Annotated in this window: 18 protein-coding genes; 13 read left to right on the top strand and 5 right to left on the bottom strand. The window is 59.9% G+C overall.

Annotated features, from left to right (window positions below; translation table 11 throughout):
- Window positions 1-22 precede the first annotated feature (22 nt).
- A complete protein-coding gene (locus FHX06_RS13880; RefSeq protein WP_183879676.1) occupies window positions 23-1141 on the bottom strand; it encodes a flavin-containing monooxygenase in 1119 nt (372 codons plus the stop codon).
- A gap of 125 nt (window positions 1142-1266) precedes the next feature.
- A complete protein-coding gene (locus FHX06_RS13875) occupies window positions 1267-2370 on the bottom strand; it encodes an NADH:flavin oxidoreductase/NADH oxidase (RefSeq protein WP_183879674.1) in 1104 nt (367 codons plus the stop codon).
- Between the two features lie 359 nt (window positions 2371-2729).
- On the opposite strand from FHX06_RS13875, the gene FHX06_RS13870 reads away from it, so the two are divergent.
- A complete protein-coding gene (locus FHX06_RS13870; RefSeq protein ID WP_312866556.1) occupies window positions 2730-3056 on the top strand; it encodes a hypothetical protein in 327 nt (108 codons plus the stop codon).
- A gap of 108 nt (window positions 3057-3164) precedes the next feature.
- The gene (locus FHX06_RS13865) at window positions 3165-4061 is read left to right on the top strand and encodes a LysR family transcriptional regulator (protein WP_113014465.1); all 897 of its coding nucleotides are present in this window, start codon (window positions 3165-3167) and stop codon (window positions 4059-4061) included.
- Between the two features lie 52 nt (window positions 4062-4113).
- Here the strand turns inward: FHX06_RS13865 and FHX06_RS13860 are convergent, their stop codons facing one another.
- The gene (locus tag FHX06_RS13860) at window positions 4114-5085 is read right to left on the bottom strand and encodes an alpha/beta fold hydrolase (protein WP_183879672.1); all 972 of its coding nucleotides are present in this window, start codon (window positions 5083-5085) and stop codon (window positions 4114-4116) included.
- Window positions 5086-5317: 232 nt separating this feature from the next.
- On the opposite strand from FHX06_RS13860, the gene FHX06_RS13855 reads away from it, so the two are divergent.
- From FHX06_RS13855 to FHX06_RS13815, 9 genes are all read left to right on the top strand, one after another.
- On the top strand, window positions 5318-6286 hold the full coding sequence (locus FHX06_RS13855; RefSeq protein ID WP_409564406.1) for a GGDEF domain-containing protein: 969 nt from the start codon (window positions 5318-5320) through the stop codon (window positions 6284-6286).
- A 38-nt stretch (window positions 6287-6324) separates the two neighbouring features.
- Entirely contained in the window at window positions 6325-6678 is a 354-nt protein-coding gene (locus FHX06_RS13850; RefSeq protein ID WP_049811517.1) for a hypothetical protein, read from the top strand.
- Between the two features lie 187 nt (window positions 6679-6865).
- Entirely contained in the window at window positions 6866-7888 is a 1023-nt protein-coding gene (locus FHX06_RS13845; protein ID WP_183879930.1) for a LacI family DNA-binding transcriptional regulator, read from the top strand.
- Window positions 7889-7928: 40 nt separating this feature from the next.
- Window positions 7929-9167: an ABC transporter substrate-binding protein gene (locus FHX06_RS13840; RefSeq protein ID WP_112546200.1), complete on the top strand. Its 1239-nt coding sequence runs from the start codon at window positions 7929-7931 to the stop codon at window positions 9165-9167.
- A gap of 82 nt (window positions 9168-9249) precedes the next feature.
- A complete protein-coding gene (locus FHX06_RS13835; RefSeq protein ID WP_112969037.1) occupies window positions 9250-10161 on the top strand; it encodes a carbohydrate ABC transporter permease in 912 nt (303 codons plus the stop codon).
- Complete coding sequence (locus FHX06_RS13830; RefSeq protein ID WP_113210139.1) at window positions 10161-11024, top strand: carbohydrate ABC transporter permease; 864 nt, start codon at window positions 10161-10163, stop codon at window positions 11022-11024. The genes FHX06_RS13835 and FHX06_RS13830 overlap by 1 nt, the downstream gene beginning before the upstream one ends.
- Window positions 11025-11051: 27 nt before the next feature.
- The gene (locus tag FHX06_RS13825; protein ID WP_183879670.1) at window positions 11052-12980 is read left to right on the top strand and encodes a glycoside hydrolase family 127 protein; all 1929 of its coding nucleotides are present in this window, start codon (window positions 11052-11054) and stop codon (window positions 12978-12980) included.
- Window position 12981: 1 nt separating this feature from the next.
- Window positions 12982-14058, top strand: a complete 1077-nt coding sequence (locus FHX06_RS13820; protein WP_113210138.1) for an ABC transporter ATP-binding protein — start codon at window positions 12982-12984, stop codon at window positions 14056-14058.
- Window positions 14059-14177: 119 nt separating this feature from the next.
- On the top strand, window positions 14178-14720 hold the full coding sequence (locus FHX06_RS13815) for a transcriptional regulator (protein WP_113210137.1): 543 nt from the start codon (window positions 14178-14180) through the stop codon (window positions 14718-14720).
- Between the two features lie 3 nt (window positions 14721-14723).
- On the opposite strand, the gene FHX06_RS13810 is transcribed toward FHX06_RS13815, so the two are convergent.
- On the bottom strand, window positions 14724-15614 hold the full coding sequence (locus FHX06_RS13810; RefSeq protein WP_183879668.1) for a LysR substrate-binding domain-containing protein: 891 nt from the start codon (window positions 15612-15614) through the stop codon (window positions 14724-14726).
- Window positions 15615-15887: 273 nt separating this feature from the next.
- On the opposite strand from FHX06_RS13810, the gene FHX06_RS13805 reads away from it, so the two are divergent.
- The gene (locus tag FHX06_RS13805; RefSeq protein ID WP_113210135.1) at window positions 15888-16883 is read left to right on the top strand and encodes an aldo/keto reductase; all 996 of its coding nucleotides are present in this window, start codon (window positions 15888-15890) and stop codon (window positions 16881-16883) included.
- A gap of 6 nt (window positions 16884-16889) precedes the next feature.
- On the opposite strand, the gene FHX06_RS13800 is transcribed toward FHX06_RS13805, so the two are convergent.
- The gene (locus FHX06_RS13800; protein WP_113210134.1) at window positions 16890-17720 is read right to left on the bottom strand and encodes an SDR family oxidoreductase; all 831 of its coding nucleotides are present in this window, start codon (window positions 17718-17720) and stop codon (window positions 16890-16892) included.
- Between the two features lie 110 nt (window positions 17721-17830).
- Here FHX06_RS13800 and FHX06_RS13795 point away from each other — a divergent pair, with 110 nt between their 5' ends.
- Window positions 17831-18736: a LysR family transcriptional regulator gene (locus FHX06_RS13795; protein WP_113014475.1), complete on the top strand. Its 906-nt coding sequence runs from the start codon at window positions 17831-17833 to the stop codon at window positions 18734-18736.
- The last annotated feature ends 6 nt before the right edge of the window (window positions 18737-18742 follow it).

Here is an 18742-nt window from a genome sequence, read left to right as displayed (position 1 = left end):
GGGATTTCGATCCGAGCTTCGTTCATCGCTCCGCTATCGATCTAGCAATGCTGATGGCTTCGATGCCGATTTGACGCAAAAGACCTGTTGAGGCCGGATTGAACCCGCAGAAATAAAGACCGTCACTCCCTGGCTGGAGATCTCCCCTTTTCGGCCTGTCGGCGCCATCAAATCTCTCGGAACAATCCGGCAATATTGCTTCCAGCAAGGGCCGGTAACCAGTCGCCAGGACGATGGTGTCGAAATCCGCCGATCGGCCATCGGCGAAATGCAATTGCTGACGATCCGAGCTTTCAATGCCCTTGTATATTCTGATCTTCCCGACCCTGATCTCTGCCATGGTTCCAATATCGATCAGGGGTGTGCGATCTTTCTCCGCCATGTTGGTCAGAGGACCATCGGTGGATTTTTGCAGCCCCAATCTCTCCATGTCGCGGTAGCGCAGACGCAGAAGCGGCGCGTTGACCGCATCGACCAGCCGGTACGGAAAGTAACGTTGCGCAATGGCGATTGTCGCAGTCGGAATTCCGAACATTTCGAGCGGGACGATATTTACCGGCCCGCGCACAGACATGCCGACCTCAAGACCCTCCTCAGCGCATTCGAGCGCGATCTCGCCGGCTGAATTGCCAAAGCCGACGACAAGCACCCGGCCCCCGCCAAATGCCCTCGCATTGCCAAACTCGGAGGAATGCAGGATCTTCCCGGCGAAGCTCTCCTGGCCTTTCCAGACAGGCCTTATCGGGGCTTTGGAAAGCCCGGTCGCGATCACCACGGTTCGGGCGTCGAAGGCTTCTCCATCGATCGTCTCGACGATCCAGCCTTGCTCCCGCCGGATACGCGTGACCGATTTGCGAAACCGTATCCTGACATCGTTGGCGCGCGCATAGGTTTCGAGATAGTCGATCACCTGCAGCCGCGAGGGATATCTTGGAAACTCTCCCGGCATGGGCATTCCGGGCAGCCCTGAATGGGCCTTGGCGGTATGCAGATGCAGCCGATCATAGTGCCTTCGCCACGAGGCAGCCAGATTGTCTGCACTCTCGAGGATTAACGAGGAGCGGCCGTTTTTCCTGAGCGCCGCCGCACAGGCAAGACCGGCGGGACCTGCTCCGACGATCACTGTGCCCGTATCGGTCATGAGCCCCTCCCGCCCATCTAATGTGGCCGGAAGGGTACATCATAATCATGGTGTCAAACAGCCGCCTCAACGATCACGCAGACAGCGTTTTCCGCGCGCGGATACGCGGATATTTGCGCTCGGTCCTATTTCGCAAACAGGTTTTTGAGTTGCGGCGGCTGACAGCGGAGATATTGATTGGCTGCCTTGACCTGCCCGCCGAGCTCGGCGGCTGCATGCCACGGCCAGCGAGGATCGTAGAGGATGGCTCGCGCAAGTGCGATGAGGTCCGCATCGCCGGTCGCCACGATTGCCTCGGCCTGCGTCGGCTCGGTGATCAGGCCGACGGCGATGACCGGCATTTTGACGGCACTTTTGATTGCTCGTGCGAGCGGCACCTGGTAGCTCGGGCTGATCGGGATCGCCTGGGAGGGATGCAGGCCGCCGCTCGATACGTGGATGGCGTTGCAGCCCCGTGCTTCGAGCATCCTGGCAAATTCCACACTCTCGGAAATCTCCAGACCACCTTGGACCCAATCGGTCGCAGAAACGCGCATCGTCACCGGCCGATCGGAGGGAAAGGCATCCCTCACGGCATCGAGAACCTCCAGCGGAAAGCGGGCGCGGTTTTCCAGCGAGCCGCCATAGTCGTCGGTTCGCTGGTTCGACAAGGGCGACAGGAACTGGTGCAACAGATAGCCGTGAGCGCCATGGATCTGAACGGCATCAATGCCGATTTTCGCCGCCCGCCGTGCGGCAGCGGCAAAGGCATCGCGGACCCGCTTCATGCCATCGCGATCGAGCGCAGTTGGCGGCACGTAGTTCGGGTTGAAGGCAACGGCGGAAGGTGCCTCGGTCTGCCATCCGTTCGGATCGGTCGGCGCGAACTGACCGCCGCCTCTCCAGGGAACCTCGGTCGAGGCTTTGCGGCCGGCATGCGCCAACTGCACGGCAATTGGCATGTCCGACCATTTCCTGATGCTTTCGAGCGTACGGGCCATCGCGGCTTCGGAGGCGTCATCATAAAGGCCGACATCGGCAAAGGTGATGCGTCCTTCGGGAACGACAGCGGTTGCCTCAATGGTCAGAAGTGCGGCACCGGAAAGCGCCAACTGTCCGAGATGGATCAGATGCCAGTCCGTCATGCAGCCGTCGACGGCCGAGTACTGGCACATGGGCGCGATCACGATACGGTTGGCGAGTTCAAGACTGCGCACGGTGAAAGGAGAAAACAGGACGGGTTGGGGCATGGCGTTCCTCGAAGCTGATGCAGTTGTCTCGGTTTATAGCACTCTGTCGGCGTTTTAAGACGGTTAGCAGAGCCTCCGCGTGTCAGGAACTGTTCTTTGGTGTGGGTCCGCTTTTGCAAAAAAAGCCTCAGCGGAGCGGCTTTGTCCGATTGTTTCGCTATTGGAAAGAAAGTCTTCAGCAGAACCCCTGTTCAAGCCCAATGCGGCCAGGTGTACCAATGCGTCGACGGTGTTCCGTCTGCGAATGGCCAACGGCTCGCGATCGCTCCACCAGCCAAAGCGTCACCCGACATCTTTGCCGACAGGCTCGAAACGGCGAGCGAAGAGACGACCGCTATTCGCAGCCTTTGGAGAATGAAGTGAGTAAAGATCTCATAACCCCGATCATGCGCGTACAAATCGAACTGGCCATCGCAAACGCGAGACATGATCCCCACGCCGTCCGATTGCTGGAGGCGGAGGCGAAACATCTGGCGTTGAGCGGCGCGGAGATCGATGCTGCAAAACGCGGAGGCAGCTTCGACCTGCTTGTCGATATCGCCGTGAAATGCGCACTAGCGATCGAAGCCGGTGATGACGAGGCAAGCATGGTCGCGAGTCGGCAACTGATGGCTTTCGGCGTTCCGGACATCGCGTCGGAACTGCCCGCCCTCATCAGGAGACTGGACCTATCGCCCGCCAGATAAAAGATTGCCGTTCAGCGGCTTGACGCTATGGGACCGATAGATTGCGATCGGAATAAAAGCGTTTAAAGCTTGCTGCGGGACCGAGATTTTCACGAGAATGTGGGGCGCATGGATCGATGGCAGGCAATGAGGGTCTTCGTGAAGGTTGCGGAGGCCGAGAGCTTTGCAGATGCAGGACGGCAACTCCATATGAGCCCGCCGGCAGTCACACGCATCGTGTCCGCCCTGGAAGAGGTCATTGGGACACGCCTCCTGGCGCGCACGACCCGATCTGTCAAACTGACGGAAGCCGGTGCCCAGTATTTTGCGGACTGCCAAAGACTTCTCGCCGATCTCTCGGAGGCGGAAGCCATCGCTGCCGGCGCCTACGGCAAACCGACGGGCACCCTCACCGTCACGACCTCGGCCATGTTCGGGACAATGTTCGTCCTGCCGCTGATGACGGAATATCTCGATCTTTACCCTGATGTCATCGGTCGTGGCCTGTTCGTCGACCGGGTTGTCAGCATGGTGGATGAGGGCATCGATGTGGCCATCCGTATCGGCCATCTGCCGGACTCGGGCCTCACCGCAACACGTGTCGGCCAGGTGAGGCGTGTCATCTGCGGGTCGCCCATCTATTTTGAAAAGCACGGTGTCCCGATGAGCCCGAGCGATCTGTCGCGCCATCGCATCATCGCATCGACCAGTGCATGGACATCGCTCGAATGGCGATTCGGCGTGCAGAAGAAGTCGACCGTGCGGGTCAATCCGCGCCTCTACTGCAGCACCAATGAAGCTGCGATCTCGGCGGCGGCCTCCGGCTGGGGCCTGACGCGCGTCCTGTCCTATCAGATCGCACCGCAGCTCGAGGCAGGTGAACTGCGCACGATCCTGTCCGATTACGAGGAAGAAGCCCTGCCGATCCACGTCGTTCATCCGGAAGGCCGGTATGCTTCGGCAAAGGTACGCAGCTTCATCGATTTTGCGGTGGGAAAACTGAGGTCCAACAGGCACTTCAATTAGCAAAGGCCCGCGCATTCACCTCTGGATGCGCGGGCTCTCGCATAAGCGAGTTTTACTTTGCGACCTTGCGGTCGAGGAAGTCGTGAATAAGCGGCGCCATTTCATCCAGCTTGTCTTCGAGGGCAAAATGGCCGGTATCGAGGAGATGCATTTCGGCGTCCGGAAGATCACGCAGATAAGGATGTGCGCCGTCTTCGGGGAAGATCTTGTCGTTCTTGCCCCAGACGATCAGCGTCGGCGGCTTGCGTTCGCGGAAGAAGGCCTGAAACTGCGGATAGAGCGGGACATTCGTGCCGTAATCGTGGAAGAGATCGAGCTGGATATCCTTGTTGCCGGGACGGTCGAGCAGGGCCTGATCGTGAACCCAGTTGTCGGGGCTGATGCGGGTGAGGTCCTTGACGCCGTCCGTGTACTGGAACTTGGTGGTCTCGAGGACTACAAGATTGGACAGGGCCTCGCGCTTTTCCTTGGCATCATCGGACCAGTAAGCCTTGATTGGATCCCAGAACTCTCGCAGGCCTTCTTCATAGGCGTTGCCGTTCTGGACGATCAGCCCGGTCACCCGTTCCGGATGCTTGAGAGCCAGGCGGTAGCCGACCGGTGCGCCATAATCCATGAGATACATGGCATACTTCTTGGCGCCGAGTTCGTTCATGAGCGTATCGACCATGTCTGCGTAATGGGCGAAAGTGTAAGCGAACTTGGTGTGATCGGGTGCATCGCTCTGACCGAAGCCCGGATAGTCAGGCGCGATGACGTGATAGCGATCCGCGAGCAGCGGAATGAGATTGCGGAACATGTGCGAGGATGTCGGGAAGCCGTGCAGAAGCAGGACGACCGGGCCATCGGACGGACCGGCTTCACGATAGAACATGTTGACGCCATCGATCTTGGCCGAACGATAGTGCACGGTCACCGGCACCTGCTGGGTGATCGCAGCCTGCTTGGCAGGAGCGGCGACAGCTTGGGAAAGGGGAGCAAAGCTGACAGTTGCCAGCATCAGCGAAAGGATCAGTCTGTTCATCTCAGTTCTCCGTTTTGACAAATTCGCCAACAGCCCGTGCTGGCCTGGGACCAACAATAGCCATTCACCGGAATCCGTTAATCTGCAGAATGCGGAAGGTATTATTCCACTTGGAGGAATAATTGCAGCCTGGCAGGAATTGCACCGCAACTGTTGATGATGTCAGAACGGTCTGCGCATATGCAGACCGGCTAACTGTTTCTTCACGCGGGGCGGATAGTGCAAGCTGATGATGATCTGTTCTGAGGGCATGATGACCTTGGCTGACACGGAAGCAATGTTGCAAATGGCGCAGCTGATGGACGTTGCGGGCGTCATGGTCGCGGTCTACGACCAGGATGACCGGCTGCGTTTTGCCAATCGCGCGTTTCGCGATGCCTGGTTTGTCGCAGAAGAGGAACAGCCCCAATGGGCCGAGCTGATGCGGCGCAACTTTCACGCCCGCCGCGGAACGATCATTGCCGCGACCGACTTTGAGAGCTGGCTGTTGTCGACGCTTGCCCGCCGAGGGAAAAGCGGGTTTCGCGCCTTTGAGACCGACCTTCATGACGGCCGTTGGTTATGGATGACCGAAACCATGCAGGCCAATGGCTGGATGCTCTGTATTGCGAGCGACGTAACATCGATCCGCTCCGATCAGAGGACGCTGCGGCAAGATCGCGACAGCGCAATCAAGGCCGCCCAGACCGACGAGCTGACAGGCATCCCTAGCAGACGTTTCGTGATGTCAAAACTCGAGGAGCTGGTGCGCAATTATGGCCACCAGCCGGAGAAAGTCGGTTGCCTCGCAGTTCTCGACATCGACAATTTCAAATATATCAATGACCGTTTCGGCCATACTGCGGGCGATGCAGTTCTCAAGGATTTCGCCGCTACGCTGCAAAAAATGGTGCGCAAGACCGATATTCTCGGCCGCGTGGGCGGCGAGGAATTTGTTCTGGTTCTTCCGAACACGGCTCCCGAGGAAGCGGCAGAAATCGTCAATCGCATGCTGGTTGCCGTCAGACAGTCCCGTCCGCTGGCCGACCAACTCAGCTTCCGCTACAGTTTTTCCGCAGGCATTGCCTGTGTCATGAGCGGAGACTATGCCAATGATATCTATCGCAGGGCCGACCTGGCGCTCTATGCGGCCAAGATGAGGGGTCGCGACCAGATCAGCATCGATCCCCACGCGCACCCGCTTGGGCGACAGAAATCATAGACAAGCCTGCCAGTCGGGCCATAAGCCAGGGAATTTCAATGGTCGAAAAGATTGCGCCCACCTCGCCCACCGCACCCTCCTCGGCCACACACGTAAACCACAGCACCTCTATCGGCTCCGAACCCGACAATGCCTGGGTCGCCGAGCGACAGGCAAAGATCACCGCCGGCAGTGGAAAAAAAGACGAGCATCATTCCGCTGACAGCGACGAAGACCGTATCGATGCGGATGATGATCCGGCAGCGGGCCGGCATCTGGACCATCATTCCACCCACCCCCATGCCGAGGCCCCTGATCCGGACGAAGAACGTCTGTCCGGTGAGAGCGAGCGCATCGGCAGCGGCAACCTGGATGAAGATGTCCCGTTCGGCGACCACGTCGGCTATCTCTAAGTGATTGCGTTCGCACACTAACAAGCCCGCAGCGCCAGGCTTCGACCAAAAGCCGGCTCATCATCTGCCATCGTACATCCATCTTCTGCAGCTCCGCTCAAGATCAAAGCAATTGCGCAAACCTTTTCCCACTTGACAATTCTGTTGAGAAAAGCTTTTCTCATCGCAAGCTCGATGGGAGGGGTTACTGGAGACAACAGGAGAAAAAAGAGGCCGGATTACCATTCATGACGTCGCGGCGGCAGCTGGAATCAGCATCTCGACGGCATCGAAGGCACTCAACGATACAGGCCGGATGGGACTGGAAACGCGCGAGCGGGTCAAGCGCATAGCGGCCGAGATCGGATACAGACCCAACGCTTTGGCGAGAGGCCTGCTCAGCAAGCGCAGCTTCACGATCGGGCTTCTTACCAACGATACCTATGGTCGCTTTACCCTGCCGGTGATGGCCGGCATATCGGATGCTCTCGTTGATCACGGCGTTTCGGTTTTCCTGTGCGCGATCGAGGAGGATCCGGCACTCGGTCAGATTCATGTGGAGGCGATGCTCGACAAACAGGTCGACGGCATTATCGCCACAGGAAAGCGTCTGGACAGACGGCTGCCGATCGACCTGTCGAATTTGAATGTGCCCGTCGTCTACGCCTTCACGGAGGGAGCGCCGGGAACCGTGACGTTCAGTTCTGATGATGCGCAGGGCGCGCGGCTTGCCATCGAATGGCTGGCAAAGCTCGGGCGCAAGCGGATCGTGCATGTCACCGGACCGGAGAATTTCTTTTCGGTACGTGAGCGTGCCGATGCCTATCGTAAGGTTGCGGGAGAGGAGCGGCCGGTTCTGTTTGGAGCCTGGTCGGAAAGCTGGGGCCACGAAGCCGTCGCAAGATTGTGGAGCGGCAGCGGCGAAAAGCCCGACGGCATCTTCTGCGGCAACGACCAGATTGCGCGCGGCGTCATCGATGCGCTGCGCGAACGCGGCATTCGGGTGCCGCAGGATGTTTCGGTGGTCGGCTTCGACAATTGGGAGATTGTCGCCGGCCAGACGCGGCCGCCGCTGACGACGGTCGATATGGAATTGAAGGAACTGGGGCGGCAGGCCGGATTGACGGTTCTGGCGCTTGCGGAGGGACGTCCGGTGGAGCCTGGCATCAGGAAACTGCCGTGCCGTCTCGTCGTGCGGCAGTCATGCGGGGGAGACACCCTCGGAATATAGCAACGGCGCGAAGGAGACGCGCCTTATTGGGAGGAGAACCATGATGAAGCGTCTATTGGTGGCAACCAGCCTTGCCACACTCTGCCTGGTTTCGACAGCTTCTGCTGCCGAAAAGATCGAAATGTGGGTCCGCACCGGTATCGGCGATGCCTTCAACAAGGTCGTCGAGTCCTATAACGCAAGCCATGAAAACAAGGTCGTCACCACCGAAGTGCCTTTCGGCGAACTGGTACAGAAATATGCAACGGCAATCGCCGGCGGCCAGGCGCCTGATGCCCTGTCGATGGACCTGATCTACACACCGGCCTTTGCCGCGGCAGGTCAGCTCGAAGACCTGACGGACTGGGCCAAGAGCCTGCCCTATTTCAATTCGCTGTCGCCGTCGCATGTCAAGCTCGGCACCTATCAGGACAAGATCTACGGCCTGCCGCTTTCAGTCGAAACCTCTGTCTTCGCCTGGAACAAGGACCTCTACAAGAAGGCCGGTCTTGACCCCGAAAAGGCGCCCGCGACCTGGGAGGAAATCGAGGCGAACGCTGAAAAGATCCGCAAGCTCGGCGACGATACCTATGGCTTCTACTTCTCGGGCGGTGGCTGTGGCGGCTGCATGATCTTCACGTTCACGCCACTCGTCTGGGGTGCCGGTGCCGATATCCTTTCGGAGGATAGCAAGACCGCGACGCTCGATACTCCGCAGATGCGCAAGGCGGTCGGCTTCTATCGCGATATGGTGAAAAAGGATCTCGTTCCGGCAAGTGCAGCAAGCGACAATGGTACGAGCTTCCTGAGCTTCACCAACGGCAAGATCGGCCAACAGAGCCTCGGCGCCTTTGCCATCGGTACGCTGGTCACCAAGTATCCGGATATCAACTTCGGCGTGACATTGATCCCCAGCGTCGACGGCAAGACTTCGTCCTTTGCCGGCGGCGACAATTTCGTCATCACCAAGGGCACGAAGAAGATCGATGCGGTCAAGGAATTCCTCGAATACATCTATTCGATGGACGGCCAGAAAGTCCTGGCGAAATACGGCAGCCTGCCGACACGCGGCGATATTGCCGACCAGGTGCTTGCCGGGCTCGACCCCCGCATGCAGGTGGGCCTGAAGGCAATCGCTGTGGCCAAGACACCCTACACGCTGCAGTTCAATGACCTGATCAACAGCGCCAACGGACCTTGGGCGACCTTCACCAACGCAGCAATCTTCGGTGACGACGTCGATGGCGCATTCTCGAACGCCCAGTCCGAGATGCAGTCCATCATCGACAGCGGCCAATAACTCTCCCGGCCGTGGCCGGGGGACGGTGGCAGTTCCCCGGCCGATTCAAAGCTAGAAGACCTTATAAAATGCGGAGGTTTCGATGACCGGTTCCGGTCCTCAGCGCACGCGCGCTGTCCGAAAACGGCGAAGGTCGCAATGGCGCGGCTTTCTCTACATTGCGCCCGCCATGGCGCTCGTCATCGTCTTCTTCGTCATGCCCGTGCTGTTCACCGGCTGGATGAGCCTGCACAACTGGCCGCTGATGGGCGCCTCGCGCTGGATTGGTTTTGCCAACTATACCCGCATGTGGAACGACAGCCGCTTTATGGCGGCTCTGAATTTCACCGCCTACTACACCGTCATCGTGACCATCGCGATCTTTGCGATCGCCTTCCCGCTGGCAATCTTCGTCGAAAAGGAACGCCGCTTCGTCAGCACCTACCGGACGATCATCTTCCTGCCCGTCGTGGTGGGACTGGCGACGGCGTCGCTTCTGTGGGTCTGGCTTGCCAATGTCGATAGCGGCTTCTTCGGCCCTGCCCTTCGCGCACTCGGCCTCGTCGAGCGAAGCCCCAATATCATGGCAAGCTTCGATACCGCCTTCGCGACCATCATCGTCATGGTCGTCTGGAAGATCGCGGGCTTTACGATGATCATCCTGCTGACCGGGCTGCAGGCCATCCCGTCCGAACTGACGGAGGCCGCCCGCATCGATGGCGCCGGGCGCTGGCAGCGCTTCCGGCATCTCACCCTGCCGCTGATGCGCAAAACGATTGCGCTAGCGCTGATCGTCTCGGTCACCGGGTCGATCCTTGCCTTCGACCAGTTCTACATCATGACCTCGGGTGGACCTCAGAACAAGATGATCTCGGTCGTCTACTACATCTTCAACCAGTCCTTCGTATCCTTCAATCTGGGCTACGGGTCCGCCCTGTCGATCGCTCTTCTGGCGATCTTGGTGGCGATATCCATCGTCCAGCTCTGGCTGCTGCGTGTCGGGGAGGAACGCTGATGATCTCCTCACGGGAACGCCGCGCCCGCAAGCGCTTCAGGTCGCAATCGGCCTATCATGTCGCCGGGATCGCCATTTCGATCTTCTTCCTGGCGCCCTTCGTCATCACGCTCTTTGCCTCGTTCCGACACGGTACGGAGTCGAGCCTGCCGCCGCTGCCCCCATGGCCGACGACAGGTGTCAGCTTCGATGCCTATGCGCTGCTCGATACGTTCGGCGCCGGCATCTGGCGGCACATGATCAACTCGCTCTTGGTTTCGCTGGCAACGGTACTGCTGACGGTCGCCGTCAGCCTGCTCGCTGGCTATGGCTTCTCTCGCTACCGCTTCCCGCTGAAAAATGCCCTCTTCGTGCTGATCATCGCCACGCTGATGATCCCGTTCCAGTCGATCCTGACGCCGCTCTTCATCATCCTGGCGAAGCTCGGCCTCAACAACTCGCTGCTGGGGCTGACCCTCGTCTATGTCACGCTGCAACTTCCCTTCTCCGTCTTCATGATGCGCAACGCCTTCGACGCCGTGCCGAAGGAGATCGAGGAGGCAGCACGCATCGACGGTGCCCGGGACCTGCGACTGCTGATCCGTGTTCTCTTGCCGCTGGTCCTGCCGGGTATTGCGACAGTCGCGATCTTTGCCTTCCTCAATGCCTGGAATGAATTCCTGGCCGCCCTCGTGCTGCTCTCCAGCAATGAGAAATACACGCTTCCCGTCCTGATGACGGCTGTGCGCGCCGGACGCCTCGGCGCCATCAACTGGGGCGCGGTCCAGGCCGGCGTCGTCGTGATGACGATCCCCTGCCTGATCGTCTTCCTGCTCCTGCAACGCTACTACATGCGCGGGCTGATGGCCGGCGCGGTGAAATGATGACCTTTCAACAAAATGGATGAAGCCATGAACCAGCTGAAAAGAGACCGCCAGTTCCGTCCCCTGCCCGTGCCAAGTGTCGAATTGCAGGGGCTGTTTGGCGATCGCCAGGACGCGATCTGCGATTCCACCGCCGAAACGCTGCTCGACCGCTGTGTCGAGGCCGGCATGCTGCAGGCAATCGACGTGACGCAGCCAAGCCCCGGCGTCGTCATTCCGATCGGCCCCTGGGGCGGCACGACGCAGATGTTCTGGGACAGCGATCTCGGCAAGTCGATCGAGACCGTGGCCTATTCACTCTACCGCCGGCCCAATCCGCAACTCGAGGCCCGCGTCGACCAGATCATCGACATGTATGAGAAACTCCAGGACAAGGACGGCTATCTGAACGCCTGGTTCCAACGCGTGCAGCCGGGCCGGCGCTGGACGAACCTGCGCGACCATCACGAACTCTATTGCGCCGGACACCTGATCGAAGGCGCCGTCGCCTATTACCAGGCGACCGGCAAGAAGAAGCTGCTCGACATCATGAGCCGTTATGCCGATTACCTGATCACGGTCTTCGGCCACGGCCCCGGCCAGTTCCCCGGCTATTGCGGCCACGAAGAGGTAGAACTTGCGCTGGTCAAGCTGGCGCGTGTCACCGGCGAGAAGAAATATCTCGACCTCTCGAAGTTCTTCATCGACGAGCGCGGCACCGAACCGCATTTCTTCACCGACGAGGCTGCCCGCGACGGTCGCAGTGCTGCCGATTTCCACCAGAAGACCTATGAATATGGCCAGGCTCATCTGCCGGTGCGCGAACAGAAGAAGGTCGTCGGCCATGCGGTGCGCGCCATGTATCTCTATGCCGGCATGGCCGATATCGCGACCGAATACAACGATGATACGCTGACATCAGCACTCGAGACTCTCTGGGACGACCTGACGACCAAGCAGATGTATGTCACCGGCGGCATCGGCCCGGCCGCCTCCAACGAAGGCTTTACCGACTATTACGACCTGCCGAACGAAAGCGCCTATGCAGAGACCTGCGCCTCCGTCGGCCTGGTCTTCTGGGCGAACCGCATGCTCGGCCGCGGTCCAAATCGTCGTTACGCCGATATCATGGAGCAGGCGCTCTACAACGGTGCGATGGCCGGCCTGTCGCTCGACGGCACGCGCTTCTTCTACGAGAACCCGCTGGAAAGTGCCGGCAAGCATCACCGCTGGATCTGGCACCATTGCCCTTGCTGCCCGCCGAACATTGCCCGCCTGCTCGCATCCGTCGGCTCCTATATGTATGCGATCGCCGAAGACGAGATTGCCGTCCATCTCTACGGGGAAAGCAAGGCACGTTTTGATCTTGCCGGCGCCAAGGTCGAGCTTTCCCAGCAGACCCGCTATCCCTGGGATGGCGCGATCCATTTCGATGTGTCGCTCGACCATCCCGCCCGTTTCGCGCTGTCGCTACGCATACCGGAATGGGCCGAAGGTGCGGCGCTCTCCGTCAACGGCGAAAAGCTCGATCTGCAATCCGTCGTCATCGATGGTTATGCGCGTATCGAGCGCGATTGGAAGGGCGGCGACAAAGTGGATCTCTCGATCCCGCTGACCGCCCGTAAGCTCTTTGCCAACCCGCTGGTCCGCCAGGATGCCGGCCGCACGGCGCTGATGCGCGGTCCGCTCGTCTATTGCGTCGAGGAGACCGACAATGGCGAGGGGCTGAATGGCATTACCCTTTCCGCCGATGTCTCGCAGGCGAAGACATCAGAAATTGCAGGCCTTCGCGGGGCAGTCGCTCTCGACCTTCCTATCAGCCGCGACACGGCCGATTGGGGCGCCGCGCTCTACCGTACGTCTCCGCCTGCCGCAAAACAGGCGAGCGCGCGTTTCGTGCCCTATCCTTTCTGGGACAATCGCGAACCGGGCGAGATGCTCGTCTGGGTCAGAGCCGGAGAGGCGCGCGGTGAATAAAATGGCGGATACGGGCGTCGTGCTGACCGAAATTCGCAAGAGTTTCGGCAATCTGGAAGTCATCCACGGCATCGACCTGACCATATCGGAGGGGTCCTTCGTCGTCTTCGTCGGTCCCTCCGGATGCGGAAAATCGACGCTGCTGCGCATGATCGCCGGGCTGGAGGATGTCACCGACGGCGAGATCGAGATCAAGGGACGTAACGTCACCGATCTCGATCCCTCTGATCGCGGCATCGCCATGGTCTTTCAGTCCTATGCGCTCTATCCGCATATGAGTGTGCGCGACAATCTCGCCTTCGGCCTGAAAATGGCGCGGACGCAGGCCTCGGAAATCGAGGCCCGCGTCAAGGCGGCCTCGGCGATCCTGAAGATCGACCATCTGCTTGACCGCCGACCGGGCCAGCTATCTGGTGGACAGCGGCAGCGCGTGGCGATCGGCCGTGCGATCGTCCGAAAGCCGGAGGTCTTTCTTTTCGATGAGCCGCTGTCGAACCTCGATGCAGAATTGCGTGTCTCCATGCGCATCGAGATCGCCAGGCTCCACCGTGAGCTCGGCAATACGATGATCTACGTCACGCACGACCAGACCGAGGCAATGACCCTTGCCGACAAGATCGTCGTGCTGCGTGACGGGCATATCGAACAGGCGGGAACACCGCGCGAGATCTACGAAAGACCCAATAATGTCTTTGTTGCCGGCTTCATCGGTTCGCCGCGCATGAACCTGCTGGAGGCAAGCTGGGTAGGTGACGGCAGCATCCTGGTGGCCGGCAACCGCATTCGTTCGCCGATCGGCGGCGCGGGCCTGACGGCGGGCCAGAAGATCACGCTCGGCGCGCGGCCGGAACATCTGAGCATTGCCGAACCGCGGGATGGGGTTCTGGCGGCAAGGGTTGATTTCGACGAATATCTCGGCGGGACTCAATTCCTCTACTGTCAGCTTGGCGACGGTCAGCCTCTGACCGTCGAATATAGAGGATCTGGCGACATTGCGACCGGCAGTCAGCTCGCTTTCAGCTGTGATCCTGCCCACCTGCATATCTTCAGCGCCGATGGCACGCGGCTCGACAAATAAATGCCGGCAGCGCTAGGCTGCATTTCCCTGTTCGTTCGAGCCGACGCCCTAAACTTGAAGCACGGTCCGATCGGGATAAACTCTTTCGCTGGAGGGCAGCTCTCGCCTGTCGCGTTGCATTGATCGTTTTCCTGGACTTCGAGGCTTCGTCCCTCAGCAAGAAAAGCGTTCCCATCGAAGTTGCCTGGGTGTTCGAGGATGGACGTTCGCACTCGACCTTGATCCGGCCTGCCCCCGACTGGGACGATTGGGCTGCGGATGCGGAAGCAATCCACGGGATTCCGCAGGCACTGCTCGCGTCGCAGGGCGTGCCGGTGGAACAGGTCGCCAGCGAAATGATCGAGGTTTTGACCGGCCACGATCTTTATGCGAGCGCGCCGTCATGGGACGGAAAATGGCTCAGCGTTCTCCTGCGCGCCGCAGGCTTTCCGCGCCATGCTCTCAGGCTCGGCAAGTCACGTGATGCCTTTATGGCCACGGCGCGCGAATTGACAGGAGCGACTGTCACCGAGACAGAGCTGTCGAGGCTCATCGACGGCATCATCGAGGAAAGCAAGGTCGCAATCCCGGCGCATCGCGCATTGGCAGACGCCACGCTTGAGCTTACCCGATGGAAGCTTGTCCGCGAGGCCGCCCAAAAGCGGATGGCGACAGGCGGGTAGACGTCAGTGCTTGTGAAAGCTTTCGGTGACCCAGCGTACAAAATCCGCGGCCGGAGGTGGAAGGCGGTCGAAGCTGCGGGTCACCAGCCAATAGGCGCCGTTCGGCACAGCGAGATCGAAAAGCTGTCGTAAACGGCCACCCCGGATTTCCTCCTCTGCAAAGGCTTCATCAAGGAGCGCAACGCCCTGGCCGCGCAGTGCCGCCTGCAACACGAGGCCGTCATCGGCATAGACCGGCCCCCTCGCCGTCTCGGGCATGGCAAGGCCAGCCGCCCCAAACCACCGGCTCCAGGCGTCGCGGGTTTCCTCATGCAAAAGCCCATAAGCAAAGATGTCATGCGGAGAGGAGATCGGCGTGCCACGCTCCAGAAGATCGGATGCGATCACCGGCACCATGCGGACATCGATCAGGTGCCGGCTTTCCGTTCGTGGCCATGCAGTGACGGTGGCGCTGTGCCTGATCGCGATCTGCGCCTGCCCGGTACGAAATTCGATCGTCCTCGGATCGGCATCGAGCAAGATCTCGACGTCAGGGTGACGTTTGCGGAATTCCGGCAGTCGTGGCACCAGCCAGCAAGCGGCAAAGGAAGGCTCGACGCTGACTTTCAGATCCGCAGACATTGAAGCCCCGCGGATATCCTCCAGGCACTCATCGATCCGGTCGAAGGATGGAGTGAGCACGGCAAGCAGTTTCCGTCCGCTTCCCGTCAGCAGAACACTGCGATGACGCCGCTCGAAAAGCGGCTCACCCAACAGTTGCTCCAACTCGCGGATCTGCCGGCTGACGGCCGCCTGCGAGATGAACAGTTCCTCCGCCGCAAGCGTGAAGCTTTCGAGCCGGCCAGCAACCTCGAAGCTGCGCAATGCCGTCAGGGGAAGCCGGCCGCGTTTCATCCCATAACCTCAAGTTATCCGAAACCGACGATAAGCTCGTTTGAAGTTTGCGCGCAAGAGGAAGAGAACACTGGCGAAAGGAGAAACGCCATGTGGAAGCAAATCATTGCCGTCCTGATGGATGCGCTTCGCCTCGCCACCTACACATCTGATGACAGCAACAACCGGCACCACCGCAACAGCTGAACGCTCACGCAGTTTATCGGGATTTTCGCGCATTCATAATCCTGCGCCGGGGTCTATATAGACCTCTCCCATTTGAGAAGCAGGAGCATGATGATGCAGAAGCGCAAACTCGGCAGCCAGGGACTTGAAGTATCGGCCATCGGCCTCGGATGCATGGGAATGAGCCAGTCCTACGGCCCGGCGGATGAAACGGAATCCATCGCCACCCTTCACCGCGCCATCGAGCTCGGCTGCACCTTTCTCGACACGGCAGAGGTCTACGGCCCCTACAGGAATGAAGAATTGCTCAGCCGTGCGCTGAAGGGTCGCCGCAACGAGGTGACGCTCGCCACCAAATTCGGCTTTCGCCTGAAGGATGGCAAGCAGGTCGGCACCGAGCGCGACAGCCGGCCGGAAACCATTCGCAGCGCCGTCGAGGGCTCGCTCAAGCGTCTTGCCACCGACCACATCGATCTCATCTACCAGCACCGCGTCGATCCGGCTGTCCCGATGGAGGACGTCGCTGCTACCGTTGCCGAACTCGTCAAGGAGGGCAAGGTTCGCTATTTCGGGCTTTCCGAAGCCGGTGTCGCCAATATCCGCCGCGCTCATGCCGTCCTGCCCGTCTCAGCCGTTCAGAGTGAATATTCGCTGTGGGAGCGCAATCTGGAAGCCGACGTCATTCCCGCCTTGAAGGAACTCGGCATCGGTCTCGTGCCCTTCAGCCCACTCGGCCGAGGCTTCCTGACCGGAGAAGTCAAGCGCGCAGAGGAATATCCGGAAGGCGATTTCCGCCGTGGCGATCCGCGCTATCAGGGCGAAAATTACGACGCCAATGTTCGCGCGGCCGAGGCCGTCCGCTCCGTTGCATCCTCGCTCGGAGCCAAGCCTGGCCAGGTGGCGCTCGCCTGGATCCTCCACAAGGGCAGCGATTTCGTGCCGATCCCCGGCACCAAACGCCGCGCCTATCTGGAAGACAATATCGCCGCTGCCTCCATCGCGCTTGGCGCCGAACACATGAAGGCGCTCGATGAAGCGCTTGCCCCCGGCAAGGTTTCCGGCAAGCGCTACAACGACACGATCATGGCGACGATCGACCGCTGAGGGCAGTCAGACGTCGATATCGGTCGACAGCGTGATCTCCTTCTGTGCTTCCAGCTCGGCAAGCCGCTCGCCCAGAGCCTTGCGGATCGACTGATAGGTCGTGCTGCCAAGCGCAAGTCTCTTGGGTGCCGGTTGTTTTTCGGCCGCCGCAATCATCGCGTCGGTCATTTTCACCGGGTCGCCCAGGATCTTGAACGAGCCGCCGGCAATTGCCCTGCGCACCTGGCCGGCCGGCGTGCCCTCGTACACATCCATCTGTAGCGGCCTGACGAGACCGGCGCCAAAATCCGTGCCCGCCGGTCCCGGCTCGGCAATGATGATGTCGATGCCGAAGGAAGCAACTTCCTGCGCTACCGCCTCGATGAAACCTTCGATCCCCCATTTGGTCGCGTGATAGAGGCTGAAATTCGGATAGGCGATCTGTCCGCCTTCCGAAGCGACCTGCAGGATGCGACCGCCGCCCTGCTGACGCAGATGCGGCAAGGCCGCGCGGATCACCTGGATGGAGCCGATCAGGTTAGTATCGATCTGATGACGGATCTGCGCATCGCTCACCTCCTCTGCAGCGCCAAACAGGCCGTATCCGGCATTGCTGACGACGACATCGATGCGCCCCATCTTTTGAAAGGCGGTGTCGACGACTGCATGAACGGCCCGGTCGTCGGTGACGTCCAGGTTTGCGACCCAGAGCCGTTCGCCATACTGCGCCTCAAGGTCAGCCAGGGCCTCCCGCTTTCGCACGGTGGCGGCTACCCGATCGCCGCGCGCCAACAGCTTCTCGGTCATGATCCGGCCGAAACCCGAGGATGTGCCCGTGATGAACCATGTCTTCGTCATCGTCTCTACCTTTCTGATGCCGCTGGATCGCGGCTTGATGACAGCAAAGATAGAGGTGATTATTGATGTGATAATCCGTTCAAACTTGCATGAGTTGTTGAAAAATACCCATGAGTTACCGGCCGACACTTGATGATCTCAACGCCTTTGCGGCAATCGTCACATACCGCAGCTTCCGCAGGGCGGCCGGCGAACTTGGCTTATCGCCTTCGACACTGAGCCACATGATGCGCAACATGGAGGCGCGCATGGGCGTGCGCCTGCTGCACCGCACGACACGCAGCGTCGCAGTCACCGAAGCCGGCGAAATGCTTCTCGACAGGCTGAAGCCCGTGTTGCGGGATCTTGATCTGGCGCTCGACGCAGTCGGCGAATTCAGCGGTCAGCCGAGCGGCACTCTGCGCATCAATGCCAGCGAGATTGCGGCCCGTGTGCTGATGAATACGGCCATCCCTCTTTTTCTCGAACGTTATCCCGCGATATCGCTCGATGTGGTGACCGAAAACCGACTGGTGGATATTGTCAGCGAAGGTTTCGACGCCGGCATCCGCCTGCGAGAATCCGTACCGCTCGATATGGTCGCGGTAGAATTCGGTGGAGAGGCCCGCTTCCTTGCGGTTGCCGCACCCACCTATCTGAGAAATCACAAATCCCCGATAACACCGGAGGATCTGAGGCATCACCGCTGCATTCGCCTGCGCATGCCGAGTGGCAAGCTCTATCGCTGGGAGTTTGAAAAACACGGACAGGAAGTGACCATGGAGGTGTCTGGCGCACTGACGCTCGATCATGTGGGACTGATGGCGGAGGCGGCTGCGAAGGGTCTTGGCATTGCCTATGTGGCGGAAAGGGTTGCCCGGCCCTATCTTGCCAGCGGCGAACTGGTCTCCGTTCTTGACGACTGGTGTCCGCCGATTCCCGGCCTCTGCCTCTACTATTCCGGTCATAGGCACGTGCCGCAGAGTCTGCGCGCCTTTATCTCCGTCCTGACGGAAGTTGAACGGCACAGCGGCTAGCGCACG

It is taken from the genome of Rhizobium sp. BK512 (assembly GCF_014194915.1).
Taxonomy (GTDB): Bacteria; Pseudomonadota; Alphaproteobacteria; order Rhizobiales; family Rhizobiaceae; genus Rhizobium.
This window is presented reverse-complemented; position numbering and strand designations above follow the sequence as displayed.

What these genes read in the sequence shown, in the direction of transcription:
- FHX06_RS13820 (WP_113210138.1), top strand. Translation starts at nt 12,982, where the DNA reads ATGGCGGATACGGGCGTCGTGCTGACCGAAATTCGCAAGAGTTTCGGC.
- FHX06_RS13805 (WP_113210135.1), top strand. Translation starts at nt 15,888, where the DNA reads ATGATGATGCAGAAGCGCAAACTCGGCAGCCAGGGACTTGAAGTATCG.
- FHX06_RS13850 (WP_049811517.1), top strand. Translation starts at nt 6,325, where the DNA reads ATGGTCGAAAAGATTGCGCCCACCTCGCCCACCGCACCCTCCTCGGCC.
- FHX06_RS13880 (WP_183879676.1), bottom strand. Translation starts at nt 1,141, where the DNA reads ATGACCGATACGGGCACAGTGATCGTCGGAGCAGGTCCCGCCGGTCTT.
- FHX06_RS13860 (WP_183879672.1), bottom strand. Translation starts at nt 5,085, where the DNA reads ATGAACAGACTGATCCTTTCGCTGATGCTGGCAACTGTCAGCTTTGCT.
- FHX06_RS13875 (WP_183879674.1), bottom strand. Translation starts at nt 2,370, where the DNA reads ATGCCCCAACCCGTCCTGTTTTCTCCTTTCACCGTGCGCAGTCTTGAA.
- FHX06_RS13830 (WP_113210139.1), top strand. Translation starts at nt 10,161, where the DNA reads ATGATCTCCTCACGGGAACGCCGCGCCCGCAAGCGCTTCAGGTCGCAA.
- FHX06_RS13840 (WP_112546200.1), top strand. Translation starts at nt 7,929, where the DNA reads ATGATGAAGCGTCTATTGGTGGCAACCAGCCTTGCCACACTCTGCCTG.
- FHX06_RS13795 (WP_113014475.1), top strand. Translation starts at nt 17,831, where the DNA reads ATGAGTTACCGGCCGACACTTGATGATCTCAACGCCTTTGCGGCAATC.
- FHX06_RS13865 (WP_113014465.1), top strand. Translation starts at nt 3,165, where the DNA reads ATGGATCGATGGCAGGCAATGAGGGTCTTCGTGAAGGTTGCGGAGGCC.
- FHX06_RS13810 (WP_183879668.1), bottom strand. Translation starts at nt 15,614, where the DNA reads ATGAAACGCGGCCGGCTTCCCCTGACGGCATTGCGCAGCTTCGAGGTT.
- FHX06_RS13835 (WP_112969037.1), top strand. Translation starts at nt 9,250, where the DNA reads ATGACCGGTTCCGGTCCTCAGCGCACGCGCGCTGTCCGAAAACGGCGA.
- FHX06_RS13825 (WP_183879670.1), top strand. Translation starts at nt 11,052, where the DNA reads ATGAACCAGCTGAAAAGAGACCGCCAGTTCCGTCCCCTGCCCGTGCCA.
- FHX06_RS13800 (WP_113210134.1), bottom strand. Translation starts at nt 17,720, where the DNA reads ATGACGAAGACATGGTTCATCACGGGCACATCCTCGGGTTTCGGCCGG.
- FHX06_RS13855 (WP_409564406.1), top strand. Translation starts at nt 5,318, where the DNA reads ATGATCTGTTCTGAGGGCATGATGACCTTGGCTGACACGGAAGCAATG.